This is a genomic window from Streptomyces endocoffeicus, assembly GCF_016741935.1.
Classification (GTDB): Bacteria; Actinomycetota; Actinomycetes; order Streptomycetales; family Streptomycetaceae; genus Streptomyces; species Streptomyces endocoffeicus.
The window spans coordinates 43,178-66,923 of record NZ_JAERRG010000017.1 but is presented as its reverse complement, the minus strand read 5'-3'; the positions used below and the strand labels follow the sequence as shown (position 1 = coordinate 66,923).

Annotated in this window: 19 protein-coding genes; 13 read left to right on the top strand and 6 right to left on the bottom strand. The window is 71.3% G+C overall.

All coding sequences use genetic code 11. The features are described 5' to 3' along the window. Position 1: 1 nt before the first annotated feature. Together JK364_RS33935 and JK364_RS33930 are read left to right on the top strand one after the other, a co-directional pair. Complete coding sequence (locus JK364_RS33935) at positions 2 to 328, top strand: exodeoxyribonuclease VII small subunit (protein ID WP_201855196.1); 327 nt, start codon at positions 2 to 4, stop codon at positions 326 to 328. A gap of 553 nt (positions 329 to 881) precedes the next feature. Continuing rightward, positions 882 to 1,472, top strand: a complete 591-nt coding sequence (locus JK364_RS33930) for a malonic semialdehyde reductase (RefSeq protein ID WP_201855195.1) — start codon at positions 882 to 884, stop codon at positions 1,470 to 1,472. A 93-nt stretch (positions 1,473 to 1,565) separates the two neighbouring features. Here the strand turns inward: JK364_RS33930 and JK364_RS33925 are convergent, their stop codons facing one another. After that, positions 1,566 to 2,105, bottom strand: a complete 540-nt coding sequence (locus JK364_RS33925; RefSeq protein WP_201855324.1) for a DUF4245 domain-containing protein — start codon at positions 2,103 to 2,105, stop codon at positions 1,566 to 1,568. Positions 2,106 to 2,293: 188 nt separating this feature from the next. Between JK364_RS33925 and glpX the strand changes: the two genes are divergently transcribed. Next, positions 2,294 to 3,325, top strand: a complete 1,032-nt coding sequence (glpX, locus tag JK364_RS33920) for a class II fructose-bisphosphatase (protein ID WP_093464363.1) — start codon at positions 2,294 to 2,296, stop codon at positions 3,323 to 3,325. A gap of 175 nt (positions 3,326 to 3,500) precedes the next feature. On the opposite strand, the gene JK364_RS33915 is transcribed toward glpX, so the two are convergent. Both JK364_RS33915 and JK364_RS33910 read right to left on the bottom strand, forming a co-directional pair. Then, positions 3,501 to 3,857, bottom strand: coding sequence for a WhiB family transcriptional regulator (locus JK364_RS33915; RefSeq protein ID WP_020868722.1), 357 nt, complete (start codon positions 3,855 to 3,857; stop codon positions 3,501 to 3,503). A gap of 178 nt (positions 3,858 to 4,035) precedes the next feature. Then, positions 4,036 to 4,779, bottom strand: coding sequence for a DUF1707 SHOCT-like domain-containing protein (locus JK364_RS33910; protein WP_201855194.1), 744 nt, complete (start codon positions 4,777 to 4,779; stop codon positions 4,036 to 4,038). A 186-nt stretch (positions 4,780 to 4,965) separates the two neighbouring features. Between JK364_RS33910 and JK364_RS33905 the strand changes: the two genes are divergently transcribed. After that, the gene (locus JK364_RS33905) at positions 4,966 to 6,669 is read left to right on the top strand and encodes a fumarate hydratase (RefSeq protein ID WP_201855193.1); all 1,704 of its coding nucleotides are present in this window, start codon (positions 4,966 to 4,968) and stop codon (positions 6,667 to 6,669) included. Between the two features lie 120 nt (positions 6,670 to 6,789). Here JK364_RS33905 and JK364_RS33900 read toward each other — a convergent pair whose 3' ends face one another. Further along, on the bottom strand, positions 6,790 to 7,884 hold the full coding sequence (locus JK364_RS33900; protein ID WP_201855192.1) for a chitinase: 1,095 nt from the start codon (positions 7,882 to 7,884) through the stop codon (positions 6,790 to 6,792). 167 nt (positions 7,885 to 8,051) lie between these two features. On the opposite strand from JK364_RS33900, the gene JK364_RS33895 reads away from it, so the two are divergent. The 6 genes from JK364_RS33895 (at position 8,052) to JK364_RS33870 (ending at position 17,062) form a co-directional block, all read left to right on the top strand. Then, positions 8,052 to 8,933 (top strand): hypothetical protein, encoded by an 882-nt coding sequence (locus JK364_RS33895; protein WP_201855191.1) that lies wholly within the window; start codon positions 8,052 to 8,054, stop codon positions 8,931 to 8,933. A 272-nt stretch (positions 8,934 to 9,205) separates the two neighbouring features. Continuing rightward, on the top strand, positions 9,206 to 11,293 hold the full coding sequence (locus JK364_RS33890; RefSeq protein ID WP_201855323.1) for a bifunctional polysaccharide deacetylase/glycosyltransferase family 2 protein: 2,088 nt from the start codon (positions 9,206 to 9,208) through the stop codon (positions 11,291 to 11,293). 78 nt (positions 11,294 to 11,371) lie between these two features. Then, positions 11,372 to 12,790: a class II fumarate hydratase gene (locus JK364_RS33885; RefSeq protein ID WP_201855190.1), complete on the top strand. Its 1,419-nt coding sequence runs from the start codon at positions 11,372 to 11,374 to the stop codon at positions 12,788 to 12,790. A 68-nt stretch (positions 12,791 to 12,858) separates the two neighbouring features. Then, positions 12,859 to 13,560 (top strand): cytidylyl-2-hydroxypropylphosphonate hydrolase, encoded by a 702-nt coding sequence (gene fomD, locus JK364_RS33880; protein ID WP_201855189.1) that lies wholly within the window; start codon positions 12,859 to 12,861, stop codon positions 13,558 to 13,560. 112 nt (positions 13,561 to 13,672) lie between these two features. Beyond that, entirely contained in the window at positions 13,673 to 14,413 is a 741-nt protein-coding gene (locus JK364_RS33875) for a class I SAM-dependent methyltransferase (RefSeq protein WP_201855188.1), read from the top strand. Between the two features lie 57 nt (positions 14,414 to 14,470). Then, positions 14,471 to 17,062 (top strand): SpoIIE family protein phosphatase, encoded by a 2,592-nt coding sequence (locus tag JK364_RS33870; RefSeq protein ID WP_201855187.1) that lies wholly within the window; start codon positions 14,471 to 14,473, stop codon positions 17,060 to 17,062. Positions 17,063 to 17,102: 40 nt separating this feature from the next. Here JK364_RS33870 and JK364_RS33865 read toward each other — a convergent pair whose 3' ends face one another. Next, a complete protein-coding gene (locus JK364_RS33865) occupies positions 17,103 to 17,750 on the bottom strand; it encodes a TetR/AcrR family transcriptional regulator (RefSeq protein WP_201855186.1) in 648 nt (215 codons plus the stop codon). Positions 17,751 to 17,864: 114 nt separating this feature from the next. Between JK364_RS33865 and JK364_RS33860 the strand changes: the two genes are divergently transcribed. From JK364_RS33860 to JK364_RS33850, 3 genes are read left to right on the top strand one after another with little or no spacing between them, the layout of a single operon-like run. After that, complete coding sequence (locus JK364_RS33860; RefSeq protein WP_201855185.1) at positions 17,865 to 18,821, top strand: shikimate dehydrogenase; 957 nt, start codon at positions 17,865 to 17,867, stop codon at positions 18,819 to 18,821. Positions 18,822 to 18,823: 2 nt separating this feature from the next. Continuing rightward, positions 18,824 to 20,620: a bifunctional sugar phosphate isomerase/epimerase/4-hydroxyphenylpyruvate dioxygenase family protein gene (locus JK364_RS33855; RefSeq protein ID WP_201855184.1), complete on the top strand. Its 1,797-nt coding sequence runs from the start codon at positions 18,824 to 18,826 to the stop codon at positions 20,618 to 20,620. Positions 20,621 to 20,673: 53 nt separating this feature from the next. Then, positions 20,674 to 22,107: an Nramp family divalent metal transporter gene (locus JK364_RS33850; RefSeq protein ID WP_201855183.1), complete on the top strand. Its 1,434-nt coding sequence runs from the start codon at positions 20,674 to 20,676 to the stop codon at positions 22,105 to 22,107. 975 nt (positions 22,108 to 23,082) lie between these two features. On the opposite strand, the gene JK364_RS33845 is transcribed toward JK364_RS33850, so the two are convergent. After that, positions 23,083 to 23,319, bottom strand: a complete 237-nt coding sequence (locus tag JK364_RS33845) for a hypothetical protein (protein ID WP_201855182.1) — start codon at positions 23,317 to 23,319, stop codon at positions 23,083 to 23,085. Positions 23,320 to 23,746: the final 427 nt, after the last annotated feature.

The following is a 23,746-nucleotide window of genomic DNA, read 5'->3' as shown; positions in this document are numbered from 1 at the left end:
TATGGCGAAGACGGACGAGCAGACCGGGCCGGACGGGCAGACGAACGGGCAGACGGACGGGCAGGCTGGGCAGAGCGCGCGGGCGGAGACCACGCTCGGCTATGAGCAGGCGCGGGACGAGCTGGTCGAGGTGGTCCGCCGCCTGGAGGCGGGCGGCACCAGCCTGGAGGAGTCGCTGGCGCTGTGGGAGCGCGGCGAGGAGCTGGCAAAGGTCTGCCGCCACTGGCTGGAGGGCGCGAGGGCCCGGCTGGACGCGGCGCTGGCGGACGACGAAGGCGCGAAGGGCGCCGAAGGCGCCGAGGAAGCGGAGAGCGCCGGGGAGGGCTGACCGCACACCGTCCGGCACCCGCCGTCGAAGGCCGCGGTCGGTGCCCCATCCGGCGAGGGCACGGAGAACCCCGCCGAGAGCTGACCGGCCGCCGCCCATCGCTTACCGCCGGCCGCCGCTGACCTTGCACGCCGTCGAACCGGCACCACTCGATCGCGCCGCCCACCGGCGGGCCTCGACCGGCCGCGACCGGCCGCGCTCCACCGGCGCTCGCCGTCGGCTGGCCGCGCTTGATCGGCGTTCGGTATCGATCGGTCGCTGTCGGCCTTGCCCCTTCGACCGGCCGCACTCGATCGCGCCGTCCTCCGGCGGCCCGCAACGGGTCCGGCGGAGGCGGGGCGCCCGCGCCCGCCGACGCGGCGGGAGGCTGGGCTCGTCGGGCGCCGCCCACCGGCGGGACCCGATCCACCGCGCTCAACCGGCTCCGCCGGGCTTCGCATTGTGATTCAGCGCACCTTCCCCACCCCACACCAGCTTTTTAGTTGAACATTAATCTAAGCGTCGTACAGTGGAGCCCGTCAGCGATATCCCCGCTTATGCAGAGGTTTCTTCCATGGCACTCGTTCTCGACCCCGCCGCCCAGGACCTGCTCTTCCGCGAGGCCCGCACTGCCAACACGTTCACCGATGAGCCGGTGACCGAGGAGCAGGTGCAGGCGATCTACGACCTGATCAAGTACGCGCCGACCGCGTTCAACCAGTCGCCGCTGCGTATCGTGCTGGTCCGCTCGCCCGAGGCCCGTGAGCGGCTGGTCCAGCACATGGCCGAGGGCAACCAGCCCAAGACCTCGACCGCCCCGCTGGTCGCGATCCTCGCCGCGGACAACGAGTTCCACGAGGAGCTGCCCGCGCTCTTCCCGCACTTCCCGCAGGCCAAGGACGTCTTCTTCTCCGAGCGTGGCTCCCGCGAGCAGGCCGCGGCGCTCAATGCCTCGCTGCAGGCCGGTTACTTCATCCTGGGCATCCGCGCCGCCGGTCTCGCCGCCGGTCCGATGACCGGTTTCGACCCGGCCGGGATCCAGAAGGAGTTCCTGGACGAGGACCACACCCCGCTGATGGTCATCAACATCGGCAAGCCGGGCGAGGACGCCTGGTTCCCCCGTAGCCCCCGCCTGGACTACGGCGACGTCATCACCACGGTCTGATCGACCGCGGTCTGATCGACCGCTCGATCACGCGCGATGAGACGCGGGCCCTTGGCTCGGACCGGCGGTCCGGCCCAAGGGCCCGCGTCTCGCTCAGCCCTTCTTCTGGGTGAGCGCCGCGGCCATCTTCGTCAGCTGCCCGTACGACGCCGTCCCGGTGACCACCGTGGTCACGCCCGGCTCCGTGCGCACCAGCGCGTCGTACTTGTCGCCGTCGTAGCGGACCCAGTCCTTGCCGTCGATCCGCTGCGTCCGCTTGGTCTCCCGCGCCTGCTGGGTGACCTCCTCTACGAACGGCACGGGCTTGCCGTCGCTCTGCTCGACCGCGATGTACTCCTCGTTCTGGTCGAGGAAGCCGAGGTGCCAGAGCGCGCCGTCCTCCGCGGCGGCCGGGCGGTAGGTCACCGAGGTCGCGCGCCAGCCCTTGGGCAGGGTCCCGGGATCGGGGGCGGCGACCGGGTACGGGGCGGCGCGGCGGGCCGTGGCCAGCTCCACGCGGTAGTTCACCGTCTTCACCCCGGCGCCCTTGGGGCCCTCGTCATGCGGGATACCGAAGAGGTAGATGGCCGCCGCGACGACGCCGATCGCCGCCAGCGACAGCACCATGTCCCGGACCGTCTCTTTGCCACGCATACCTGCCACGCCCCCTATCGTCCCTCATGGGGTCGCCGCACCTCGCAACAGGGCCGCGCTCATGCGTGGGGCTATCTGCTCACTTAGCCAATCAGCGGATAAAGTCATGAACACCCTCACCCTCCTGATCCCCCTCGCGGGGCGGAGGGGCCCTCACGGTCCGTCGCCGTACAGAAAGGTGCGCTCCGATGACCGAGCACCATCTCCCGTCCCAGCTAGAGGTCAGCCCCGAGGCTCCCGATCGCAACCTCGCCCTGGAACTCGTCCGGGTCACCGAGGCGGGTGCCATGGCCTCCGGACGCTGGGTGGGCCGCGGCGACAAGAACGGCGCCGACGGCGCCGCCGTCAAGGCCATGCGCTCCCTCGTCCACACCGTCTCGATGAACGGCGTCGTCGTCATTGGAGAGGGGGAGAAGGACGAGGCCCCGATGCTCTTCAACGGTGAGCGCGTGGGCGACGGCACCGGCCCGGAGTGCGACGTGGCCGTGGACCCGGTGGACGGCACCACGCTCACCGCGAAGGGCATGGCCAACGCCGTCTCCGTCCTCGCGGTCGCCGAGCGCGGCACCATGTTCGACCCGTCGGCCGTCTTCTACATGGACAAGCTGGTCACCGGCCCCGACGCCGCCGAGTTCGTCGACATCACCGCGCCCCCCGGCGTGAACATCCGCCGGATCGCCAAGGCGAAGAAGTCCAGCCCCGAGGACGTCACCGTGGTGGTCCTGGACCGCCCCCGTCACGAGGGCATCGTCAAGGAGATCCGGGAGGCGGGCGCCCGGATCAAGTTCATCTCCGACGGCGATGTGGCCGGCGCGATCATGGCCGCGCGCGAGAGCACCGGTGTGGATCTGCTGCTGGGCGTCGGCGGCACGCCGGAGGGCATCATCGCGGCCTGCGCGATCAAGTGCCTCGGCGGCACCATTCAGGCCAAGCTGTGGCCCAAGGACGACGAGGAGCGGCAGCGCGCCCTCGACGCGGGCCACGACCTCGACCAGGTCCTGGAGACGAACGACCTGGTCAGCGGCGACAATGTGTTCTTCGTCGCGACCGGCATCACCGACGGGGATCTGCTGCGCGGGGTGCGGTACCGCGCGGAGACCGCCACCACCCAGTCGCTGGTCATGCGGTCCAAGTCGGGGACGATCCGGCAGATCGACTCCACCCACCGGCTCGCCAAGCTGCGCGCCTACGCCTCGGTCGACTTCGAACGGCCGAGCTGAGCGAGGTGACGGCGGCGCTCAGCCGAGGCGGCGTTCAACCGAGGCGGCGTTCAGCGGACGCCGCATGACAGACCTCGCATCGCAGCCCCCGCATGACGAACCCCGTATGACAGACGCCGCATGACAAGGGCCGGGTCCCGCCTCCCGGCGGTGCCCGGCCCAGGTCCCGAAGAGTTCAGCCGGCGGCGGCGACCCGCACCGCGCGCTGCAGCTCCGCCTCCCGGCGCCGGCGGCGGGCCAGCACGACCCGGCGCTCGGCCGCGGTCAGCCCGCCCCACACTCCGTACGGCTCGGGCTGCAGCAGTGCGTGCTCCCGGCACTCGACCATGACCGGGCAGCGCGCACAGACGCGCTTGGCGGCCTCCTCCCGCGACAGCCTGGCAGCCGTGGGCTCCTTGGAGGGAGCGAAGAACAGCCCGGCCTCGTCCCGTCGGCACACCGCCTCCGAGTGCCAGGGGCCGGCCTGATCCCGCGCGGGGACGCGCTGCGGGGGCACGGCGGCTTCCAGCAGGGGCTGATGCGGTTGCAGCACGGTCTACTCCTGACGACGGCTCCGGTGGTCACCCTTGCCCGCCTCGAGGTGTACGGCCCCGTGAGCACCCCCATCAGCCGTACGAGAGACGATGCACCAAGCCTTACCCGCTGTGCGCGCGCTTATGCACACCGTTGTCCCACCCGGAACTTCCCCGTGCACACCCCTTCTTCAGGGCTTATGCTCGCAGGTTCTTCAGCCGCTTACCCCGCTTGGGCCTGGCCTCCACACCGCCGAAGACGGCGAACCCGGTGACGTGGATCACCGGTGCGTCGGGATCCTGCGCCTCGTACGTCGTGACGTCGAAACCACCGAGGATGCCCGCGCCCGAACCGCGCAGCGAGACGTTCTCCGGGACCTTGATATCCACCCCGCCGAAAGCGGCCACGACATGGATGACGATCTCCTGCTGCTCGAAGACCGCCTCGGTCAGATCGATCTCGACGCCGCCGAAGACCGCCAGGGCGTTCGTACGGCGCCTGACCCGCCAGCGGCCCTTGCGCGTCGAACCGCCGAAGACCGCCACCAGGTTCTCCGACTCGGGGAGGGAGCGCGGCCACCCCGACCCCGCGTCGCGCGCGGCGGCGGAGGCGGCGCCGCGGGTGGGAGCGGTGGGCAGATCGCGCACCAGGGGCTCCAGCTCGCCGAGGGTCTTGGCGCGATACACCGCGTCGATCCGCTCGGCGTGCTCCTCCGGCTGGAGCCGCCCCTCGGCGAGGGCCTCCCGCAGGATGTCCGCGATCCGGTCGCGATCCGCGTCGGACGCGCGGAGCTCCGCCTCCGCGACGGGCGCGGGCGCGGGCGCGGCAGAAGCGGGCGCGGCAGAAGCTGGCGCGGCAGAAGCGGGCGCCGGGGCCGACGCGGCCCTGGGCGCCGGAGCGGGGGCGGATTTGGTCAAGGGCACGGGCTGCTGCTCATCCACCGGCTCAGCGTACCCAGTCGCGATCTATCGCGACTAGTGGTCGATCCCTGATCCTTCCCCTACTACTGACCTACGACTGACCACTGAGCCCTACCTCACAGGCCCCCTCCCGCGGCCCCGTTCTACGCTTATGGACGCGCTGTCGACGAAGTCAGCCCAAGCCCTGTCGAGTGAGGAATGGCCGCGATGTCCCCCGTCTCCCGCCCTGCCCACCCTGGTTTCGCCTATTCGGACCTGCTGCCCCTGGGAGAGGACACCACGCCGTACCGTCTGGTGACCTCCGAGGGCGTGAGCACCTTCGAGGCCGATGGGCGCACCTTCCTGAAGGTCGAGCCGGAGGCGCTGCGCAAGCTCGCGGCCGAGGCGATGCACGACATCTCGCACTATCTGCGCCCCGCCCACCTCGCCCAGCTGCGCCGCATCCTCGACGACCCGGAGGCCAGCGCCAATGACCGCTTCGTCGCGCTGGACCTGCTGAAGAACGCCAACATCGCGGCCGCCGGGGTGCTCCCGATGTGCCAGGACACCGGCACGGCGATCGTCATGGGCAAGCGCGGGCAGAACGTGCTCACGCGGGGCGGTGACGAGGAGGCCCTCTCGCGCGGTGTCTACGACGCGTACACCAAGCTCAATCTGCGGTACTCGCAGATGGCCCCGCTGACCATGTGGGAGGAGAAGAACACCGGCTCGAACCTGCCCGCGCAGATCGAGCTGTACGCGACCGACGGCGGCGCCTACAAGTTCCTCTTCATGGCCAAGGGCGGCGGCTCGGCCAACAAGTCCTTCCTCTACCAGGAGACGAAGGCGGTCCTCAACGAGGGCTCCATGATGAAGTTCCTGGAGCAGAAGATCCGCTCGCTGGGCACGGCCGCCTGCCCGCCGTACCACCTGGCGATCGTGGTCGGCGGCACCAGCGCCGAGTACGCGCTGAAGACCGCGAAGTACGCCTCCGCGCACTATCTGGACGAGCTGCCCGCTTCCGGCTCGCCGACCGGCCACGGCTTCCGCGACAAGGAGCTGGAGGAGAAGGTCTTCGAGCTGACGCAGAAGATCGGGATCGGCGCGCAGTTCGGCGGCAAGTACTTCTGCCATGACGTGCGGGTCGTACGGCTGCCGCGGCACGGCGCCTCCTGCCCGGTCGCGATCGCGGTCTCGTGCTCCGCCGACCGCCAGGCGCTCGCCAAGATCACGCCGGAGGGCGTCTTCCTGGAGCAGTTGGAGACCGATCCGGCGCGCTTCCTGCCGGAGACGACGGAGGAGGAGCTGGTCAAGGGCGCGGGCCCGGACCTGGACGCGGTCGCCGTCGACCTCGACCGGCCGATGGACGAGGTGCTGGCCGAGCTGACCAGGCACCCGGTCAAGACCCGGCTCTCGCTGACCGGCACCCTGGTGGTCGCCCGGGACATCGCCCACGCGAAGATCAAGGAGCGGCTGGACGCGGGCGAGGAGATGCCCGAGTACCTCAAGAACCACCCGGTCTACTACGCGGGCCCGGCCAAGACCCCCGAGGGCTATGCCTCGGGCTCCTTCGGGCCGACGACGGCGGGCCGGATGGACGCGTACGTCGAGCAGTTCCAGGCGGCGGGCGGCTCGAAGGTCATGCTGGCCAAGGGCAACCGCTCCAAGCAGGTCACCGACGCGTGTGCCGCGCACGGCGGCTTCTACCTGGGCTCGATCGGCGGCCCGGCGGCGCGGCTGGCCCAGGACTGCATCAAGAAGGTCGAGGTCCTCGAGTACGAGGAGCTGGGCATGGAGGCGGTCTGGAGGATCGAGGTCGAGGACTTCCCGGCGTTCATCGTGGTGGACGACAAGGGGAACGACTTCTTCCAGGACCCGGCGCCCCAGCCGACGTTCACGAGTATTCCGGTGCGGGGGCCGGGGGTGGCGTAACGCCTGCGGGGCGGCGGGGGCGTGGCTGCGCCCCCGCCGCCCTTACCCGTCCCATCCCGGGGGCTCCGCCCCTTCGACCCCGCCGGGGGTTCCGCCTGGGACCAAGGACCGCGCGCCCGGTCAGCCCCGCAGCGCCGCCTCGAAGGCGCCGGGGCGCTGGGTGACGCCGCTGCAGCGGGTGTTGGGGGCGACGTCCGCGGTCGGCTCGGGGGCCGCGGCACCGGCCGTGGGGGCGGTCGGGGTGGCGGACCGGGTCATCTCCGGGGTGCACGGCTGGTCCCGTTCGGCGGACCACATCGACAGCCGTCCGACCCCCTTCTCCGCGGCGAACCGCGCCAGACCGGACGCGTCCTCCAGCGTGAAGGTCTCGCCGGTGACGTCGTTGACCCCGATCATCGGCGTCACGGCGAGGATCTTCCAGGCGGCGGCGTCGGACATGCCGAACACCTCGCGGATCCGGGCCTGGGCGGCGGTGGCCGCCTGGACGGCGTAGTCGCCCATGTCGCCGGTGTGGTCGCCGCTGTAGTTCATCGCCATGATGTTGACGCCCGAGAGGATGACCCCCTCCTGTTTGGCGGCCTCCAACTGGGCGACGCCCTGCGGGGTCAGCCCGTCCGGCATGGCGGGCAGGGTGAAGGAGATGTTCAGGCCCTCGTGGGTGCGCTGGATCAGCGCGAGCGCCTGGGCGCGGCGGGCGGCCGCCTCGGGGTTGGCGAGCGCCTCGCCCTCGAGGTCGAAGTCGATCCTGGCGGCCTGGTAACGCTCGATCACCTCGGCGTACGTGGAGGCGAGTTCGGGGACGTCGGTGCAGACGGTGGCGAGATCGGTGCCCTCGGCGCCGCCGAAGGAGATCCGTACGTCGCCACCGGCCCGGCGGACGCCCTCGATCCGGGCCTCCAGCCCCTGGTCCTCCAGCGAGGTGCCGCCGTCCCACACCGGGGCGCAGCCGTCGCCCGCGACGACGAAGCCCAGCGAGAACTCCTTGACCCCGCGCGACGCCGCGGCGGCCATGTCATAGCCGGAGTCCGACCAGGCGTTGACGTACGGCACGAACTCGGCGGGCGGGCGCGCCGCGGGGGGCTGCGACGCCCGGGGCTGTGAGGGCGCGGCGTGCGGCTCGGACGACTGCTTCTGGTGTCCCGCCCATACGGCGATGGTGGCGCAGACCACCGCGCCGGCCACGGCGATTCCGCTCATGCGGGGGCTGGCCCTCATGGCTCTGGCTCCTCCTTGTGGTCCGGTACGAGGCGCCGGGGGCCGGTGCCGCCCGTGCCGTTCTCCCCGTCAAACCTCGCATATTCGGTGAAGCCTACTGAACTATGACACACCGCATGTTTGACTTATGTGTCGCATATCGTATTTTCTGCCTTAACCTCTTCCGTATGGATCCTCAGTCAGATGTGGCCGAGCGCGCGCCTTCGCGTCCCCTCCGCGCTGACGTGGCCCGGAAGGGGCCCGTGTTCGTGGACCTGTCCGGGCGCCGTGGCCGGCTCGTACGGCATGTGGGCGTCGTCGCGGGAGCCGCCTGCCTCGGCTATTCGGCGGTCCTGGGGTTGGGCTACGCGGGCGGTACGCCGTTCGCGCCGCAGACGCTGATCCCCGGACATCCCGTCTCCACCGAGGCGTTCGACCGGGGGCCGAAGCACACCCCCGAGGGGCGTTCGGGGCCCTCCGGGTCGCATGAGCGGCGTGCCGCGCACGCGTACGGCCACGAGGACGAGTACGGGGACGACGAGTACGGGCCGACCGACCGTCAGCACCGGCGCGAGCGCCACGCCTCGGGCCGCCCGGACCACCGGGACACCCGGCAGCCCGTCGCCCTGGCCCCCATCACCACCCGGCCACGGCCCGCGCCTCCGCAGCCCGGCCCGCCCAAGGCCCCCCGCGCGGCACCGCGGCACTCCCCCGCGCACCACCGCCCCGGCGGCCATGACTCCGCCGCCGGGCACCGGCCCGGCAAGCACCACAAGGCCGGCCACACGCCGTCACATCCGGCCGCCCACCCGCCCGGCAAGCGGCCCACGGGCGGGTCCCACACGCCGTCGAAGCAGCACCACGCCGGGGCCGAGCCGCCCGCCGAGGGCTCCGGCCGCCCGCAGGCCCCCGGCCACACCACACGGCCCGGCCACACCGCGTCTCCCCAGAAGCCCCAGTCCCAGAAGCCCCCGCAGGCCGATACGCCCAAGCCCCCCAAGGGGCCCGCCGGAGGCGACACCCCGGCCGATGGGCCGGGCGCCCCCAAGGCCGAGGGCGAGGCGCCGTGAGCGGCGGCAGACCGCCGAGGCTGCCGCGGCCGCGCCGCCGGCTCCCCGCGCCCCGTCAGGACGACACGCCCCGTACGGTGTTCCGCCTGACCGGCTCCGGCCGCCGCGCCACGCACCGCACGGACGGCCCCGGAGCCAGGGGCAGGCTCGGACTCAGGTTCGGGCTCAGGCTCAGGCTCGGGCTCGGGCTCACGGGCGGAATCAAGCTCACCGGCGGGCTCAGGAGCAGGCTCCGTACCGTCAAGCCGCGCAAGCTCCGCACCCGTACCCGGATGGTGCTCGCCCTCGCGACCCTGCTCGCGCTGGTGTGCACCCTGCTGCTGGACGGCTATCTGCACGCCGAGGTCGGCAACGACGCCCGGGTGTACCGCTCACACGCCTCGCGCACCGTCCCCGACCGGCTGCGCAAGGGCGGCCCGGTGATCACCTTCGACCGCCGGGGGAAGGCCACCGAGCACTCCATCCCGTCCAGGACCATCGCGATGACCTTCGACGACGGCCCGGACCCGCGCTGGACCCCGGAGATCCTCGACGTGCTGCGCCGCCACAAGGTGCGGGGGACCTTCTTCGTCCTGGGCCAGATGGTGATCCGCCATCCGGAGCTGGTCCGCCGGATGCGGGCCGCGGGCCATGAGGTCGGGGTGCACACCTTCTCCCATGTCGACCTGTCGTACCAGGGCAAGGGGCGCATGGACCGCGAACTGGCCCAGTCCCAGCTGGCCCTGGCCGGTGCGGCGGGCATCACCAGCTCGCTGTTCCGGGCGCCGTACGCCTCCAAGGTCCGCGCGCTGGACGACCGCACCTGGCCGGTGCAGCAGCACATCGGCTCCAAGGGCTACATCAGCGCGTTCGTGGACACCGACAGCGAGGACTGGCAGCGGCCCCCGGTGAAGGAGATCGTCCAGAACGCCACCCCCGAGGGCAGGAAGGGCGCGTCGGTGCTCTTCCACGACGCGGGCGGCAACCGCGCCCGCACCGTGCGGGCCCTGTCGCTGTACATCGAGCGGATGAAGAAGAAGGGCTACTCCTTCACCACGGTCACCGGCGCGCTCGGCGCCCACAGCGCCAACCACCCGGCGCGCGCCCTGCCGGTCTGGGAGGGCCGGGCGCTGATCTGGGCGGCCGGGGTCAGCCACAGCGCACTGCCGTTCCTGATGGGGATGCTGGGCCTGGTGGGCTTCTCGGTGATCGGGCGGCTGCTGCTGATGGTGGTCCTCGCCTGGTGGCACCGGCGCTCCCGGGAGCGGCGGCGCTGGAGCCGGGTGCAGGAGGTCACCGATCCGGTCAGCGTGATCGTGCCCGCGTACAACGAGAAGGAGTGCATCGCCAACACCCTGAAGTCGCTGTCCGCCTCCACCCACCCCATCGAGATCCTGGTCGTGGACGACGGCTCCACCGACGGCACCGCCGACATCGCCGAGGCGATGGGGCTGCCCAACGTACGGGTGCTGCGCCAGGCCAACGCGGGCAAGCCCGCGGCCCTCAACCGCGGCATCGCCCACGCCAGTCACGAGCTGATCGTGATGATGGACGGCGACACCGTCTTCGAGCCCACCACCATCCGTGAGCTGGTGCGCCCGTTCGCCGACTCACGGGTGGGCGCGGTGGCGGGCAACGCCAAGGTCGGCAACCGGGGGAAGCTGATCGGCGCCTGGCAGCACATCGAGTACGTGATGGGCTTCAACCTCGACCGGCGGATGTACGACCTGCTGCGCTGCATGCCCACCATCCCCGGCGCGATCGGCGCCTTCCGCCGCCGGGCGCTGCTGGACGCCGGGGGCATGAGCGCGGACACCCTGGCCGAGGACACCGACATCACCATCGCCCTGCACCGGGCCGGCTGGCGGGTGGTCTACCAGGAGCACGCCCGCGCCTGGACCGAGGCGCCCAGCTCCCTCGGCCAGCTGTGGAAGCAGCGCTACCGCTGGTCCTACGGCACCATGCAGGCGCTGTGGAAGCACCGCCGCTCGCTGATCGACCGGGGGCCCTCGGGGCGGTTCGGGCGGGTGGGGATGCCGCTGGTGGTGCTCTTCCAGATCCTCACCCCGCTGTGCGCGCCGCTGATCGACCTCTTCACCCTCTACGGGGTGATCTTCCTGGACCCGGTGCGCTCGCTGCTGGCGTGGGCGGCGCTGCTGCTGGTTCAGCTACTGGGTGCGGCGTACGCGTTCCGGTTGGACCGGGAGAACTACCGCGCACTGGCCGTACTGCCGTTGCAGCAGATCGCCTACCGCCAATTGATGTATCTGGTGCTACTGCACTCCTGCGTCACCGCGGCCACCGGTGCCCTGCTGCCATGGCAGAAACTCAAGCGCACCGGCGAGGTGGAGACCCCGCGGGCGCCCGAGGCCGTACGGTGACCGGGCTCACCAGTCCGGCTCAGCGGGCGCGGGAACACGGCGTGGCGTGAAGACGCTGTGCTGGACGGAGGTGTCCCCATGACCGACGAGAGCCACCGCGACGACAGCCCCCAGGAGGGCTACCGCGTCGAGCACGACTCGATGGGAGAGGTCAGGGTGCCCGCGCACGCCAAGTGGCGCGCCCAGACCCAGCGGGCGGTGGAGAACTTCCCCGTCAGCGGGCAGCGTCTGGAGCGGGCGCACATCCAGGCGCTGGCCCGGATCAAGGGCGCGGCCGCCCTGGTCAACGCCGAGCTGGGCGTGGTGGACAAGGACGTCGCGGGGGCGATCTCGGAGGCGGCGGCCGAGGTCGCCGAGGGCCGCTGGGACGACCACTTCCCGGTGGACGTCTTCCAGACCGGCTCCGGCACCTCGTCCAATATGAACACCAACGAGGTGCTGGCCACCCTGGCGAGCGACCGCCTGGGCCGCCCGGTGCACCCCAATGACCACGTCAACGCCAGCCAGTCCTCCAACGACGTCTTCCCGTCCTCCATCCACATCGCGGCCACCGCGGCCGTCACCGGCGATCTGATCCCGGCCCTGGCCCATCTGGCGGAGGCGCTGGAGCGCAAGGCCGCCGAGTTCGCCGAGGTGGTCAAGGCGGGGCGGACCCATCTGATGGACGCCACTCCGGTGACCCTCGGTCAGGAGTTCGGCGGCTACGCGGCCCAGGTGCGGTACGGGATCGAGCGGCTGCGCGCCTCGCTCCCCCGGCTGGCCGAGCTGCCGCTGGGCGGGACGGCGGTGGGCACCGGGATCAACACCCCGCCCGGGTTCGCCGCCGCCGTCATCGCCGAGCTGACCCGCGCCACCGGGCTGCCGCTGACCGAGGCCCGGGACCACTTCGAGGCACAGGGCGCGCGGGACGGGCTGGTCGAGACGTCCGGGCAGCTGCGGACGATCGCGGTCGGCCTCACCAAGATCGCCAACGATCTGCGCTGGATGGCGTCGGGCCCGCGCACCGGGCTCGCCGAGATCGCGCTGCCCGATCTCCAGCCCGGCTCGTCGATCATGCCCGGGAAGGTCAACCCGGTGATCCCCGAGGCCACGCTGATGGTCGCGGCGCAGGTCACCGGCAATGACACCACCGTCGCCACGGCCGGGGCCGCCGGGAACTTCGAGCTCAATGTGATGCTCCCGGTGATCGCCAAGAATCTGCTGGAGTCGATCCGGCTGCTGACCAATGTCTCGCGGCTGCTCGCGGACCGCACGATCGACGGGATCACCGCCAACGCCGAGCGGGCCCGGGAGTACGCGGAGTCCTCGCCGTCCGTCGTCACCCCGCTCAACCGCTACCTCGGCTACGAGGAGGCGGCGAAGGTGGCCAAGCGGTCGCTGGCGGAGCGCAAGACGATCCGCGAGGTGGTGCTGGAGTCCGGCTATGTGGAGCGCGGACTGCTGACGCTCGACCAGTTGGACGAGGCGCTTGACGTCCTGCGCATGACACATCCTTAGCCGGGCGTTGGCCCCCGGTTGCGTCATAGGTCACGGCGTCGCGGCCCGTGCGCACCTAAGATCTGCTCATGACAGCGGACATCGTGGAGACGACGGGAACGGCGGACACCGCCCGGTGGGCACCGGGCGACCACATCATGTGGCGTTATCGGGCCAACGCCTCCGACGTCATCCACATCTGCCGTCCCGTGACCGTCGTCGAGGACACCGCGGAGCTGCTCGCCGTCTGGCTCGCCCCCGGCACCGTCTGCGTCAAGCCGCAGCTCACCGACGGCACCTCGGTGCACCACGAGCCGCTGTCCACCCGGTACACCAAGCCGCGGACCACCGCGCGGTCCCAGTGGTTCGGCACCGGTGTGCTGAAGCTGGCCCGGCCCGGCGAGCCGTGGTCGGTGTGGCTGTTCTGGGACCATGGCTGGCGATTCCGGAACTGGTACGTGAACCTGGAGGAGCCGCTGGTCCGCTGGGACCGCGGAGTGGACTCCGAGGACCACTTCCTGGACATCGCGGTCTACGCCGACCGCAGCTGGGAATGGAAGGACGAGGACGAGTTCGCGCAGGCGCAGCGGGCCGGGCTGATGGGTCCCGAGCAGGCGGAGCGGGTCCGGGCCGCGGGGCGGGCGGCCACGGCGGCCATCGAGTCCTGGGAAGCGCCCTTCCGGGACGGATGGGAGAACTGGCGGCCCGACCCCACGTGGTCCGTGCCCGCGCTTCCGGCGGACTGGGGCCGTACGGACAAGAAGCACACCTCGGCACACTCGAGGTCATGAACCTCTTGTCGTGTCCCAGTGTTTCAAACGTAGGATCGTCGTCCGGAACACTGCCCATGCGGGACAGCCAGACGCCGGCGCAAGTCACGGGCGATGCGCAAGATCTGACGTAATGTCACAGAAGGGGCGGGTCGTGAGCGGTGAGGACGAGCAAGGGGACGGTTACGAGGGCTACGAGGACTTCGACCGCCTCGCACTGGACCGCAGCGGTCAGGCGGAAGCCTTCGACCACATCGGCGACCGCTACGACGACGCCTTTCCGCACAAGGAGGGCCAGCTCGACGCCGGCCGCTGGCTGGCCGAAACGCTTCCGCCCGGCTCCCGGGTGCTCGATGTCGGCTGCGGCACGGGCCTGCCCACGGCCCGTCAGCTGGTCGACGCGGGGCACGAGGTGGTCGGGATCGACATCTCCCCGGGGATGCTCAAGCTGGCCCGGGACAATGTGCCGGAGGCCACCTTCCACCATGTGGACATCGTCGATCTGCGGGTGGGCGGCCGGTACGGCCCCGGAGGCCCCCGGGAGCTCGGCCCCTTCGACGGCATCGCCGCCTACTTCACACTGCTGCTGCTGCCCCGCCCGGAGATCCCGTACGCGCTCCGGACCCTGCACGCCGGCTTAAGACCCGGGGGGCTGCTGGGGCTCGCCATGGTGGAGGCGGACATCGACGACTTCCCCATTCCGTTCCTCGGCAACTCGGTCCGGGTATCCGGTTATCTGCGGGACGAGCTGCGCCAGGCCGTCCGCGATGCGGGCTTCGAGATCGCCGGGGAGGACTCGCACGCGTACGCCCCGGCCAGCACGGACGTACCACCCGAGATCCAGCTCTATCTGAACTGCCGACGACGTGCCTGACACTCGGTGCGCCCGCGAGACGCGGGCGCACGGCCCCGGACGGATGGAAACCCACGCGTGACGGAGCACCCCACCTCCCACAACAGGCGGCAGGCGGCCACCTCTGCCGCCGCCCCGGGCGCGGCCGCGCCCGACGACGCGCACGGCGCGGTCCCGGACCCGCGGACCGCCGTGCGGCAGACGGCTGCCCCCGGCCAGGAGCCGGGCGACGGCCGCCCGCGTCCGGCCTGCCCCACGGACGGGCCCGCCGCACCGGCGGCGCACGACGGGCCCCCGGGTCCGGCCGGGGAGCCCGCGCCCCGCGCCAGAGGGCGCGGCGCCGCCCCCGAGCGCGGCGAGGGCGCCGACCGGACGGGCCCCGCGCGCCGTGGCCGCGGCAGGAACGGCGCGGACGGGGCGGACGGGGCGGACGGGCGGGGTGGCGCCGCCGCGGCGCGCGGTGGTGGAGGCAGGGAGCGCCGGAACACGGCGGAGAGCGAGCACCCGGCGCAGCCGGAGCACGGCACACCGGAGGGCGAGCCTGTGTGGGACGCGGATCGCAATGCCGCAAGAGGCGCGTCGCGCCGGCCGGGGGCGAACGGCGGCACCGGCCCCGACGAGCAGCCCCCGGCCGCCCAGGGCGACGGGCGCGGCCGGGGAGCGGCGCGCCGGGGCACCGGCGCGGGCGAGCATCCGGAGCGGCCCGGCGAGGCCCATACGGCGGCCGGGCCCGGCGAGGCCCACGCGGCGGCCGGGTCCGGCGAGGCCCATACGGCGGCCGGGCCTGGCGAGGCCCACGCGGCGGCCGGGTCCGGCGAGGCCCACGCGGCGGCCGGCTCTGGCGAGGCTCACGCGGCGGCCGCCACGGCGGGTGAGGTCGCCTACAGCGCGCCGGAGGGCGGAGTGCCCGCGGTGCCGCCCGCGGGCGGCACCGCGGCCGCCGAGGCGGCCATCGCGCGGGACCGGGGCGGCGACCGGCTGCGGTTCGTGGGGGCCGCTACCCGCCGGATCGCCCGGGGCATCGACCTGGACGAGATCGTGCTGGGCCTGTGCCGGGCCACCGTGCCCACCTTCGCCGACGCGATCCTGGTCTATCTGCGCGATCCGCTGCCGGTCGGCGACGAGCGCCCGGTCGGCCCGGTGGTGCTGCGGCTGCGCCGCACCGACCGGATCCCGCTGGACCCGGACACCGAGAGCGGCCGGCTGTCGCTGCTGCCCTCCCAGCCGGATCTGTCGCCCGCCGTGGGCGGCGGCCCGGCCGCCGAGCTGTGCGAGGTGGAGGCGGGCGGTCCGCTGGCCGAGGTGCTGCGCGGGGTGCGGCCGGTGTTCGGCGACTCGCAGGCCGCCCGTGCCGCGCTGCCGGAACTGCTCGGCGAGGGGCCGTCGGTGGCGACCGGTCAGCGCACCGTGCTGGCGCCGCTGCGCGGCCGCCGCCGGGTGATCGGCGCGGCCGTCTTCGTACGCCGCCCGGACCGGCCGCCGTTCGAACCGGACGATCTGCTGGTGGCCGCCCAGCTGGCCACCCACACCGCGCTCGGCGTCGACAAGGCGGTGCTGTACGGGCGCGAGGTGTACATCGCGGACGAGCTCCAGCGCACCATGCTGCCCGACTCGCTGCCGCAGCCCACCGGCGTCCGGCTGGCCAGCCGCTATCTGCCCGCGGCCGAGACCGCGCGGGTCGGCGGCGACTGGTACGACGCGATCCCGCTGCCGGGCAACCGGGTGGCGCTGGTGGTCGGCGATGTGATGGGCCATTCGATGACCTCCGCCGCGATCATGGGCCAGCTGCGCACCACCGCGCAGACCCTCGCCGGACTCGATCTGCCGCCGCAGGAGGTGCTGCACCACCTGGACGAGCAGGCCCAGCGGCTGGGCACCGACCGCATGGCCACCTGCCTGTACGCGGTCTACGACCCCGTCGCGCACCGCATCGTGGTGGCCAACGCGGGCCATCCGCCGCCGCTCCTGCTGCACCGGGGCGGCCGCGCCGAGGTGCTGCGGGTGCCGCCGGGGGCGCCGATCGGGGTCGGCGGTGTCGACTTCGAGGCGGTCGAGCTGGACGCCCCGGCCGGGGCCACCCTGATGCTCTACACCGACGGTCTGGTCGAGTCGCGGATGCGCGATGTGTGGACCGGGATCGAGCAGCTGCGGGAGCGGCTGACCGCCACCGCCCGGCTCACCGGCCCCAACCCGCCGCCGCTGGAGCCGCTGTGCGACGAGGTGCTGGACATGCTCGGCCCCGGCGACCGCGACGACGACGTGGCGCTGCTCGCGGCCCGGTTCGAGGGCATCGCGCCCAGCGATGTCGCGTACTGGTTCCTGGACCCGAAGGCGCAGACCGCCGGGCAGGCGCGCCGGCTGGCCCGCCGGGCGCTGGCCCGCTGGGACCTGGAGGACCTGACGGACGCGGTGGAGCTGCTGGTCAGCGAGGTGGTGACGAACGCGGTGCGCTACGCGGAGCGGCCCATCACGCTGCGGCTGCTGCGCACGGACGTCCTGCGCTGCGAGGTCGGCGACGATGTGCCGCAGCTGCCGCGGCTGCGCCAGGCCCGGCCGTCCGACGAGGGCGGGCGCGGGCTGTATCTGGTGAACCGGATGGCGCGGCGCTGGGGCGCGACCCGGCTGTCCACGGGCAAGGTCGTCTGGTTCGAGCTCGCGATGCCGTCCTGAGCCGTCCCGCCCCGTCGCGCCGGGTCCCGCACCGTACGGTTCAGGACCCGGCGCGGAGGTAGGCGACGACCATGTCGCCGACCATCCGGCGGTAGTGGGCGCGGCGCCCCGGGTCCAGGGGGTCGCGGCCGAAGAGGGTGCCGAAGGTGTGCTGGTTGGCCACCGGGAAGACGGCGAATGAGCTGATCATCATGTGGATGTCGACGGCGTCGGCGTCGCCCCGGAAGACGCCCTGCTCCCGGCCGCGGGCGAGGATCCCGGAGATCAGGTCGATCACCGGTGTGCCGGCCTTGGCCAGCGTCTCGGACTTGGCCAGGTGCTCGGCCCGGTGGATGTTCTCGATGGACACCAGCCGGATGAAATCGGCGTGTTCGGTGTGGTGGTCGAAGGTCAGCTCGGCCAGGTGGCGGATGGCCTCGGCGGGGTCCAGACCGGTGACGTCCACGGCCTGTTCGGCCTCGCGGATGCCGGTGTAGGCGCGCTCCAGGACCTTGATGTAGAGCTGCTCCTTGCCGCCGAAGTAGTAGTAGATCATCCGCTTGGTGGTGCGAGTGAGGGCGGCTATCTCGTCGACGCGGGCCCCGGCGTAGCCGCGTTCGGCGAATTCGCGGGTGGCGACGTCCAGGATCTCGGCCTGGGTGCGGACGGCGTCGCGGAGACGGCTGTTCTTCGGCGGCTGATCGCTCATGCTGGGGCCACTCTACGTCCAGGGGGTTCCCAAGAGGGCGGTCCTGGGCCTTTACTGTCCACGCTACTAACGAACCAGTTCGTACATTAGCCGGGAAGACGGGAGGCCGCCGGTATGCGCGGCAGTGCGCGGCAGTCACGCGGGGCGCGGGAGGGCCCGGAGGGGCGGGAGGGCCGGGAGAGGCGGGAGGGCCGGGAGAGGCGGGAGTCCTGTCTGGTCGGGCTGATCGGATCCGGAGTGGGCCCCTCCCTCTCCCCCGCCCTCCACCAGCGCGAGGCCGACCGCCACGGGCTGCGGTACCTCTACCGCCTGATCGACATCGATCCGCTGGGGCTCGGCCCGGACGGGGTCGGCGAGCTGGTGCGGGCCGCCGCCCGGCTGGGCTTCGACGGGCTCAACATCACCCACCCGTGCAAGCAGACGGTCATCGGGCACCTCGACGGGCTGTCGGAGGACGCCGCGCTGCTCGGCGCGGTCAACACGGTGGTGTTCGGCGAGGACGGCCGGGCCATCGGCCACAACACCGACGGGTCCGGCTTCGCCCGCTCCTTCGCCCGCGGTCTGCCCGACGCGCCCACCGGCGAGATCGTGCTGCTCGGCGCGGGCGGGGCGGGCTCGGCCGTCGCCCACGCCCTGCTGACCGTCGGCGCCGACCGGCTGACGCTGGCCGACACCGATCCGGCACGGGCCGCCGGGCTCGCCGGGACGCTGGCGGCACGGTTCGGCGCCGCCCGGGTCCGTACCGTCGCACCCGCCGGGCTCCCGGCGGCCGTCGGCGGCGCCGACGGGCTGGTGCACGCCACCCCCACCGGAATGGCCGCCCACCCCGGGCTGCCGCTGCCCGTGGAGCTGCTGCGGGCCGGACTGTGGGTCGCCGAGGTGGTCTACCGCCCGCTGGAGACCCCGCTGCTGGCAGCCGCCCGCGCGGCCGGCTGCCGCACCCTGGACGGCGGCGGCATGGCCGTCTTCCAGGCCGCCGACGCCTTCCGCCTCTTCACCGGCCGCGAACCCGACGCGACACGGATGCTCACCGACCTCTCCGATCTGCTCGAGCTCCCCGCCGGAGGCTGATCATGCGCAAGTCCATCGCCACCGTATGCCTCAGCGGCACCCTCGAGGAGAAGCTCACCGCCATCGCCGCCGCCGGTTTCGACGGGGTCGAGATCTTCGAGAACGACCTGCTGGCCAGCCCCCTGTCACCGGAGCGGATCCGGGACCGGGCCGCCGAACTCGGCCTCGCCATCGACCTCTTCCAGCCATTCCGCGACGTCGAGGCCGTGCCCGAGGACCTCCTGGCCCGCACGCTGCGCCGGGCCGAGAAGAAGTTCGCGGTCATGGAGCGGCTCGGGGCGGATCTGATGCTGGTGTGCTCCAGCGTCTCCCCCGCCGCCCTCGACGACGACGCCCTCGCCGCCGAGCAGCTGCGCCTCCTCGCCGAGCGGGCCGCCGCCCACGGCATCCGCATCGCCTACGAGGCGCTGGCCTGGGGGCGGCATGTGAACACCTACGACCACGCCTGGCGGATCGTCCGGCAGGCCGACCACCCGGCGCTCGGCACCTGCCTGGACAGCTTCCACATCCTCTCGCGCGGCTCGGACCCCAAGGGCATCGAGGAGATCCCCGGCGAGAAGATCTTCTTCCTCCAGCTCGCCGACGCCCCGCTGATGGCCATGGACGTCCTCCAGTGGAGCCGCCACTACCGCTGCTTCCCCGGCCAGGGCGGCCTCGACGTGGCCGGGCTGCTGGAGCACGTGCTGCGGACCGGCTACGGCGGGCTGCTGTCCCTGGAGGTCTTCAACGACGTCTTCCGGCAGGGCGACACCGCCCGTACCGCCGTGGACGCGCTGCGCTCGCTGATCGCCCTGGAGGAGGCCGCGGGCCGCACCGATCTGCCCGCCCCCGCCGTCCCCACCGGCTTCGCCTTCGCCGAACTGGCCTCCACCGGCCCCGAGCTGCCCGCGCTGCTGACCGAGCTGGGCTTCGCCCGCACCGGCCGCCACCACTCCAAGCCCGTGGAGCTGTGGGAGCAGGGCGACGCCCGTATCGTCCTCAACTCCGGCCTCGACGCCACCACCGGGCACCCCGAATCGGCGCTCGCCGCCATCGGCCTGGAGACCCCCGACCCGGCCGCGTCCGCGGGCCGGGCGCGGGCCCTGCTCGCCCCCGTCCTGCCGCGCCACCGGGCCGTGGCGGACGCCCCGCTGGACGCGGTCGCCGCGCCCGACTCCACCGAGCTCTTCTTCTGCCGCACCGAACACCCCGACCACCCCAGCTGGACCGGCGACTTCACGCCACGCGCCGCCTCCGCCGCCCCCGCCGGGATCACCCGCATCGACCATGTGGCGCTCACCCAGCCCCGGCACCACTTCGACGAGGCGTCGCTGTTCTACCGCACCGTCCTGGGGCTGCGGCCGCACGAGTCCCTCGAACTGGCCGATCCGTACGGGCTGCTGCGCAGCCGGGCCGTCTCAGGCGCCGACGGCTCGGTGCGGCTCGCGCTCAACGTGGCCCAGATCCGCCCGGGTTCGGGCCCGTCCGGCTCGCTGTGGCAGCACATCGCGCTGCACAGCCGCGACATCGTCGCCACCGCGCGCCGGCTGCGGGAACGCGGCGCGCCCCTGCTGCCCATCCCCGACAACTACTACGACGACCTCGAAGCGCGCCATGAACTGGCCCCCGCGCTCCATCGCACCCTGCGGGAACTCGGCCTGCTCTACGACCGGGACGACAGCGGCACCTTCCTGCACCTGTACACGGCCACCGTCGGCCGGGTCTTCTTCGAGATCGTCCAGCGGATCGACGGCTACCAGGGCTACGGCGCGGCCAACGCGCCCGTACGCCTGGCCGCCCAGCACGCCCGCACCCGCTGAATCCCCCGACCCCCCTGTCCGGATACGGCCTCGCCGTCCCCCGAGGAGCCGCCATGTCGTCAGCGTCGTCGACACCGTCCGCCCAGCGCCCGTCCCCCACCGCCGCCCCGCCCGACTGTCTCGATCTGCCCGATCCACCACCGCTGCGCACGATGGTCGGCCCGGGGGTCGTCGCCGTCGGGATCGGCATGGCGGCGGGCGAGATCATCCTCTGGCCGTATCTGACCTCGGTCGGCGGGCTCGGGCTGCTGTGGCTCGCGGTGGTGACCCTGGCCATCCAGACGGTGATCAACCTGGAGATCGAGCGCTACACCCTGGCCACCGGGCAGACCGTGGTCGCCGGATTCTCCCGCTGGTCCAAGGCGTGGGGCATCCTGATCTGCCTGGCCGGGGCGTTCCAGTACGTCTGGCCGGGCTGGGCCACCTCCGGATCGACCGTGCTCACCTATCTGACCGGCGGCGGCGATGTCGTCTGGATCACCGTGGGCTCGCTGGTGGGCTTCGGGGTGGTGCTGACCGTCTCACCGGTGGTCTACCGCACGATCGAGAAGGTCGAACTGGTCAAGGTCATCCTGACGCTGTTCTTCCTCGCCGTCGTCGCGGTCGCCGTCATCGGCTGGCACACATGGACCACGGCGGGCGAGAAGACCGTCACCGGCGCCGGCCGGATCCCGGACGGCATCACCTTCACCATGATCCTCAGCGCGCTGGGCGCCGCCGGGGCGGGCGGGGTGCACAACCTGGTGCTCAGCAACTGGATCCGGGACAAGGGCTACGGCATGGGCGCCCATGTCCCCAAGCTGGTCTCCCCGATCACCGGCCAGTCGGAGGCATCCGGCGCCGACCGCTACGCCTTTCCGCAGGACGAGGCCAATCTGGCCCGCTGGCGGGTGTGGTGGCGGCGGGCCAACACCGAGCACATCCTGTCGTTCTTCGTCATCTGCCTGGTGACGATCGGGCTGATGAGCATGCTCGCGTACGAAACCCTCTTCGGGCGCGACGACGTGGAGAACAGCCCGGAGTTCCTGCGGCTCCAGGGCGATCTGCTGGGGCAGCAGGTGGGCGACTGGCTGAAGATCCTGTTCTTCGCGGTGGCCACGGTCTCGCTCTGGGCCGCCTCGATCGGTCTGCTCGACATCATCGGACGGGTGGTCAGCGACTTCGCCAAGCGCAACTACCTGCGCGATGCGGCCTTCTGGACCGAGGGACGGCTGTACTTCGCGGTGGTGTGGGCCGAGGTCGCCATCGGCTCGGCGATCCTGCTGTCCGGGGTGAACCAGCCGATCGTGCTGCTGACCATCTCCACCTGCACCGCCTCCATCGTCACCCTCGTCTACACGGCGCTGCTGATCCGGCTCAACCGCCGCGATCTGCCGGCCGCCGTACGGCTGCGGGGGCCACGGCTGGGCATGATGCTGCTGGCCATCGGCTTCTACGGCTTCTTCGCCCTCGCGATGCTGAAGAGCCAGCTCGAGGAGAACTTCTGACCGTGCGGCCGTAGGGCTCTGTGATCCGGTGCGGGCGTGCCCCTCGGCACGCCCGCACCGGCCGTCACTCCTGGTCTCTGCGGAGGAGGCCGCCGTCACCGTCGGCCGAGGCCGAACTGGATGGGTCAGGCGGGCTCGCTCGTCGACTCACTGGCCGACGGGGACGACAAGGGCGACTCGCTGGTGGACTCGCTCGCCGACGGGCTGCCGGCCCGTCAGCAAGCTGACGAGCCCAAATGCAAGATCGAGCTTAGGCTTGCTCCGGTTGGGGACCGGGGTGCGTGACGGTTGCTGTCTTCATCGGTATAGCCGATGGACTGCGCTTAACATCCGATATCGCCACACAACGCGATGTCCGATCAAATACTTCCAGCGGACTTCCCCGAGATATTCGGTGCCCTCCAAGGCGATACCTACCTGCCAACCTTCTGGGGGCACTCCTCCAACACCGGCACTACATAAAACATAACCGCCTGCATCGTCGGAACAGACCTTTCGAAGCAAACCTCGTATTGATCCAACGATTTCATATCGATGGATCGACCTCCGCCTTTCGCGCTACGGACAGAATAGCCAAGCCCAGACTTGACCGCGCCTTGGATTGCCTTCTGTAAATCCTCGCCGACTGCAGGATCTCTCTTGACTACAGTCGTCCGCTTCTTTGATGACGCCTTCGAGTTTGACCCTCCGCATGCGGACAGGAATAGCACAACCGCCATGGCGCCGCCAACACAAGCCACCATTTTCCCAACCGTCACTGCTTTCTCCACATCAATGAGCGACAAACTTCAAGCCTGCAAAAAATTAGAACGCGCCGTGCGGGCATACGTTCGCGGGACGATCCAATCAAGACCGTCCCGCGAGCGGAATTGAACCTCTAGCCCTTCGTATACGCGACCAGGTCAGCACAGTCGCAGACTCTTGCAGTAGCATCTAGGAGGAGGAGGTACGTGACTCCTGCCGACTATTAGCGCATTACGAGGTGTAGCCGTTTGTAACAGCAAGCGTCGACCATCTGAGGCCGCCCGTAGGCGTTCCCTGGTAGTCACCTGTCGCCGCGGCAATACCAACAGCCCTGTTCTCGGGGAGATTAAGGTTGACGTACCGGGTCGTACCTTGCCCGTTCGTGTTCCAGTAGTAATACGTGTCGGAGCCCATCTGGTAACTTCCGATGGCCGAATGTCCATCCTTTTCTAAGTCGGTGATCTCCAAGTGATCACCGTACGGACGCCAAGTCGCCCGGGCACCGAAATCGAAAGAGGTGACGTGTACGTCTTCAGCGAAGGCACTGGTAGACATAGTCGTCGCCAAAACAACTGCAGCCGAGCCAACGACAACAACACGGGTAATTGACTTCACAACTTAATCCCATCTTGTATGCAACGAGAGGAAATGTTCTCCCTGCGTTGCGGCGATGAACGAATGAGTTTCTTTCCTCGTAAGACGCAAAGCATGGCGCACAAAGATCAATGGCCGAAGTGAAGAGCACCCGCCACTGGGCTATACGCTGGCTGCACCTCCACAACAAGAGGTTGGCTGTACTTTTTGCACGAAACCCGGCAGCCTGGCTTTTGATTAAACGGCATCGTATGTGCGTACGATCCGCAGTGTCAAGCTTCCCCAGAGCACCACGCATCAA

Bases quoted from the DNA above. Each gene is read 5' to 3' on its own strand.
- JK364_RS33935 (WP_201855196.1), top strand. From the start codon at position 2: ATGGCGAAGACGGACGAGCAGACCGGGCCGGACGGGCAGACGAACGGG.
- JK364_RS33930 (WP_201855195.1), top strand. From the start codon at position 882: ATGGCACTCGTTCTCGACCCCGCCGCCCAGGACCTGCTCTTCCGCGAG.
- JK364_RS33850 (WP_201855183.1), top strand. From the start codon at position 20,674: ATGTCGTCAGCGTCGTCGACACCGTCCGCCCAGCGCCCGTCCCCCACC.
- glpX (WP_093464363.1), top strand. From the start codon at position 2,294: ATGACCGAGCACCATCTCCCGTCCCAGCTAGAGGTCAGCCCCGAGGCT.
- JK364_RS33900 (WP_201855192.1), bottom strand. From the start codon at position 7,884: ATGAGGGCCAGCCCCCGCATGAGCGGAATCGCCGTGGCCGGCGCGGTG.
- JK364_RS33855 (WP_201855184.1), top strand. From the start codon at position 18,824: ATGCGCAAGTCCATCGCCACCGTATGCCTCAGCGGCACCCTCGAGGAG.
- JK364_RS33860 (WP_201855185.1), top strand. From the start codon at position 17,865: ATGCGCGGCAGTGCGCGGCAGTCACGCGGGGCGCGGGAGGGCCCGGAG.
- JK364_RS33925 (WP_201855324.1), bottom strand. From the start codon at position 2,105: ATGCGTGGCAAAGAGACGGTCCGGGACATGGTGCTGTCGCTGGCGGCG.
- JK364_RS33875 (WP_201855188.1), top strand. From the start codon at position 13,673: ATGTCACAGAAGGGGCGGGTCGTGAGCGGTGAGGACGAGCAAGGGGAC.
- JK364_RS33890 (WP_201855323.1), top strand. From the start codon at position 9,206: ATGGTGCTCGCCCTCGCGACCCTGCTCGCGCTGGTGTGCACCCTGCTG.
- fomD (WP_201855189.1), top strand. From the start codon at position 12,859: ATGACAGCGGACATCGTGGAGACGACGGGAACGGCGGACACCGCCCGG.
- JK364_RS33895 (WP_201855191.1), top strand. From the start codon at position 8,052: ATGGATCCTCAGTCAGATGTGGCCGAGCGCGCGCCTTCGCGTCCCCTC.
- JK364_RS33885 (WP_201855190.1), top strand. From the start codon at position 11,372: ATGACCGACGAGAGCCACCGCGACGACAGCCCCCAGGAGGGCTACCGC.
- JK364_RS33865 (WP_201855186.1), bottom strand. From the start codon at position 17,750: ATGAGCGATCAGCCGCCGAAGAACAGCCGTCTCCGCGACGCCGTCCGC.
- JK364_RS33905 (WP_201855193.1), top strand. From the start codon at position 4,966: ATGTCCCCCGTCTCCCGCCCTGCCCACCCTGGTTTCGCCTATTCGGAC.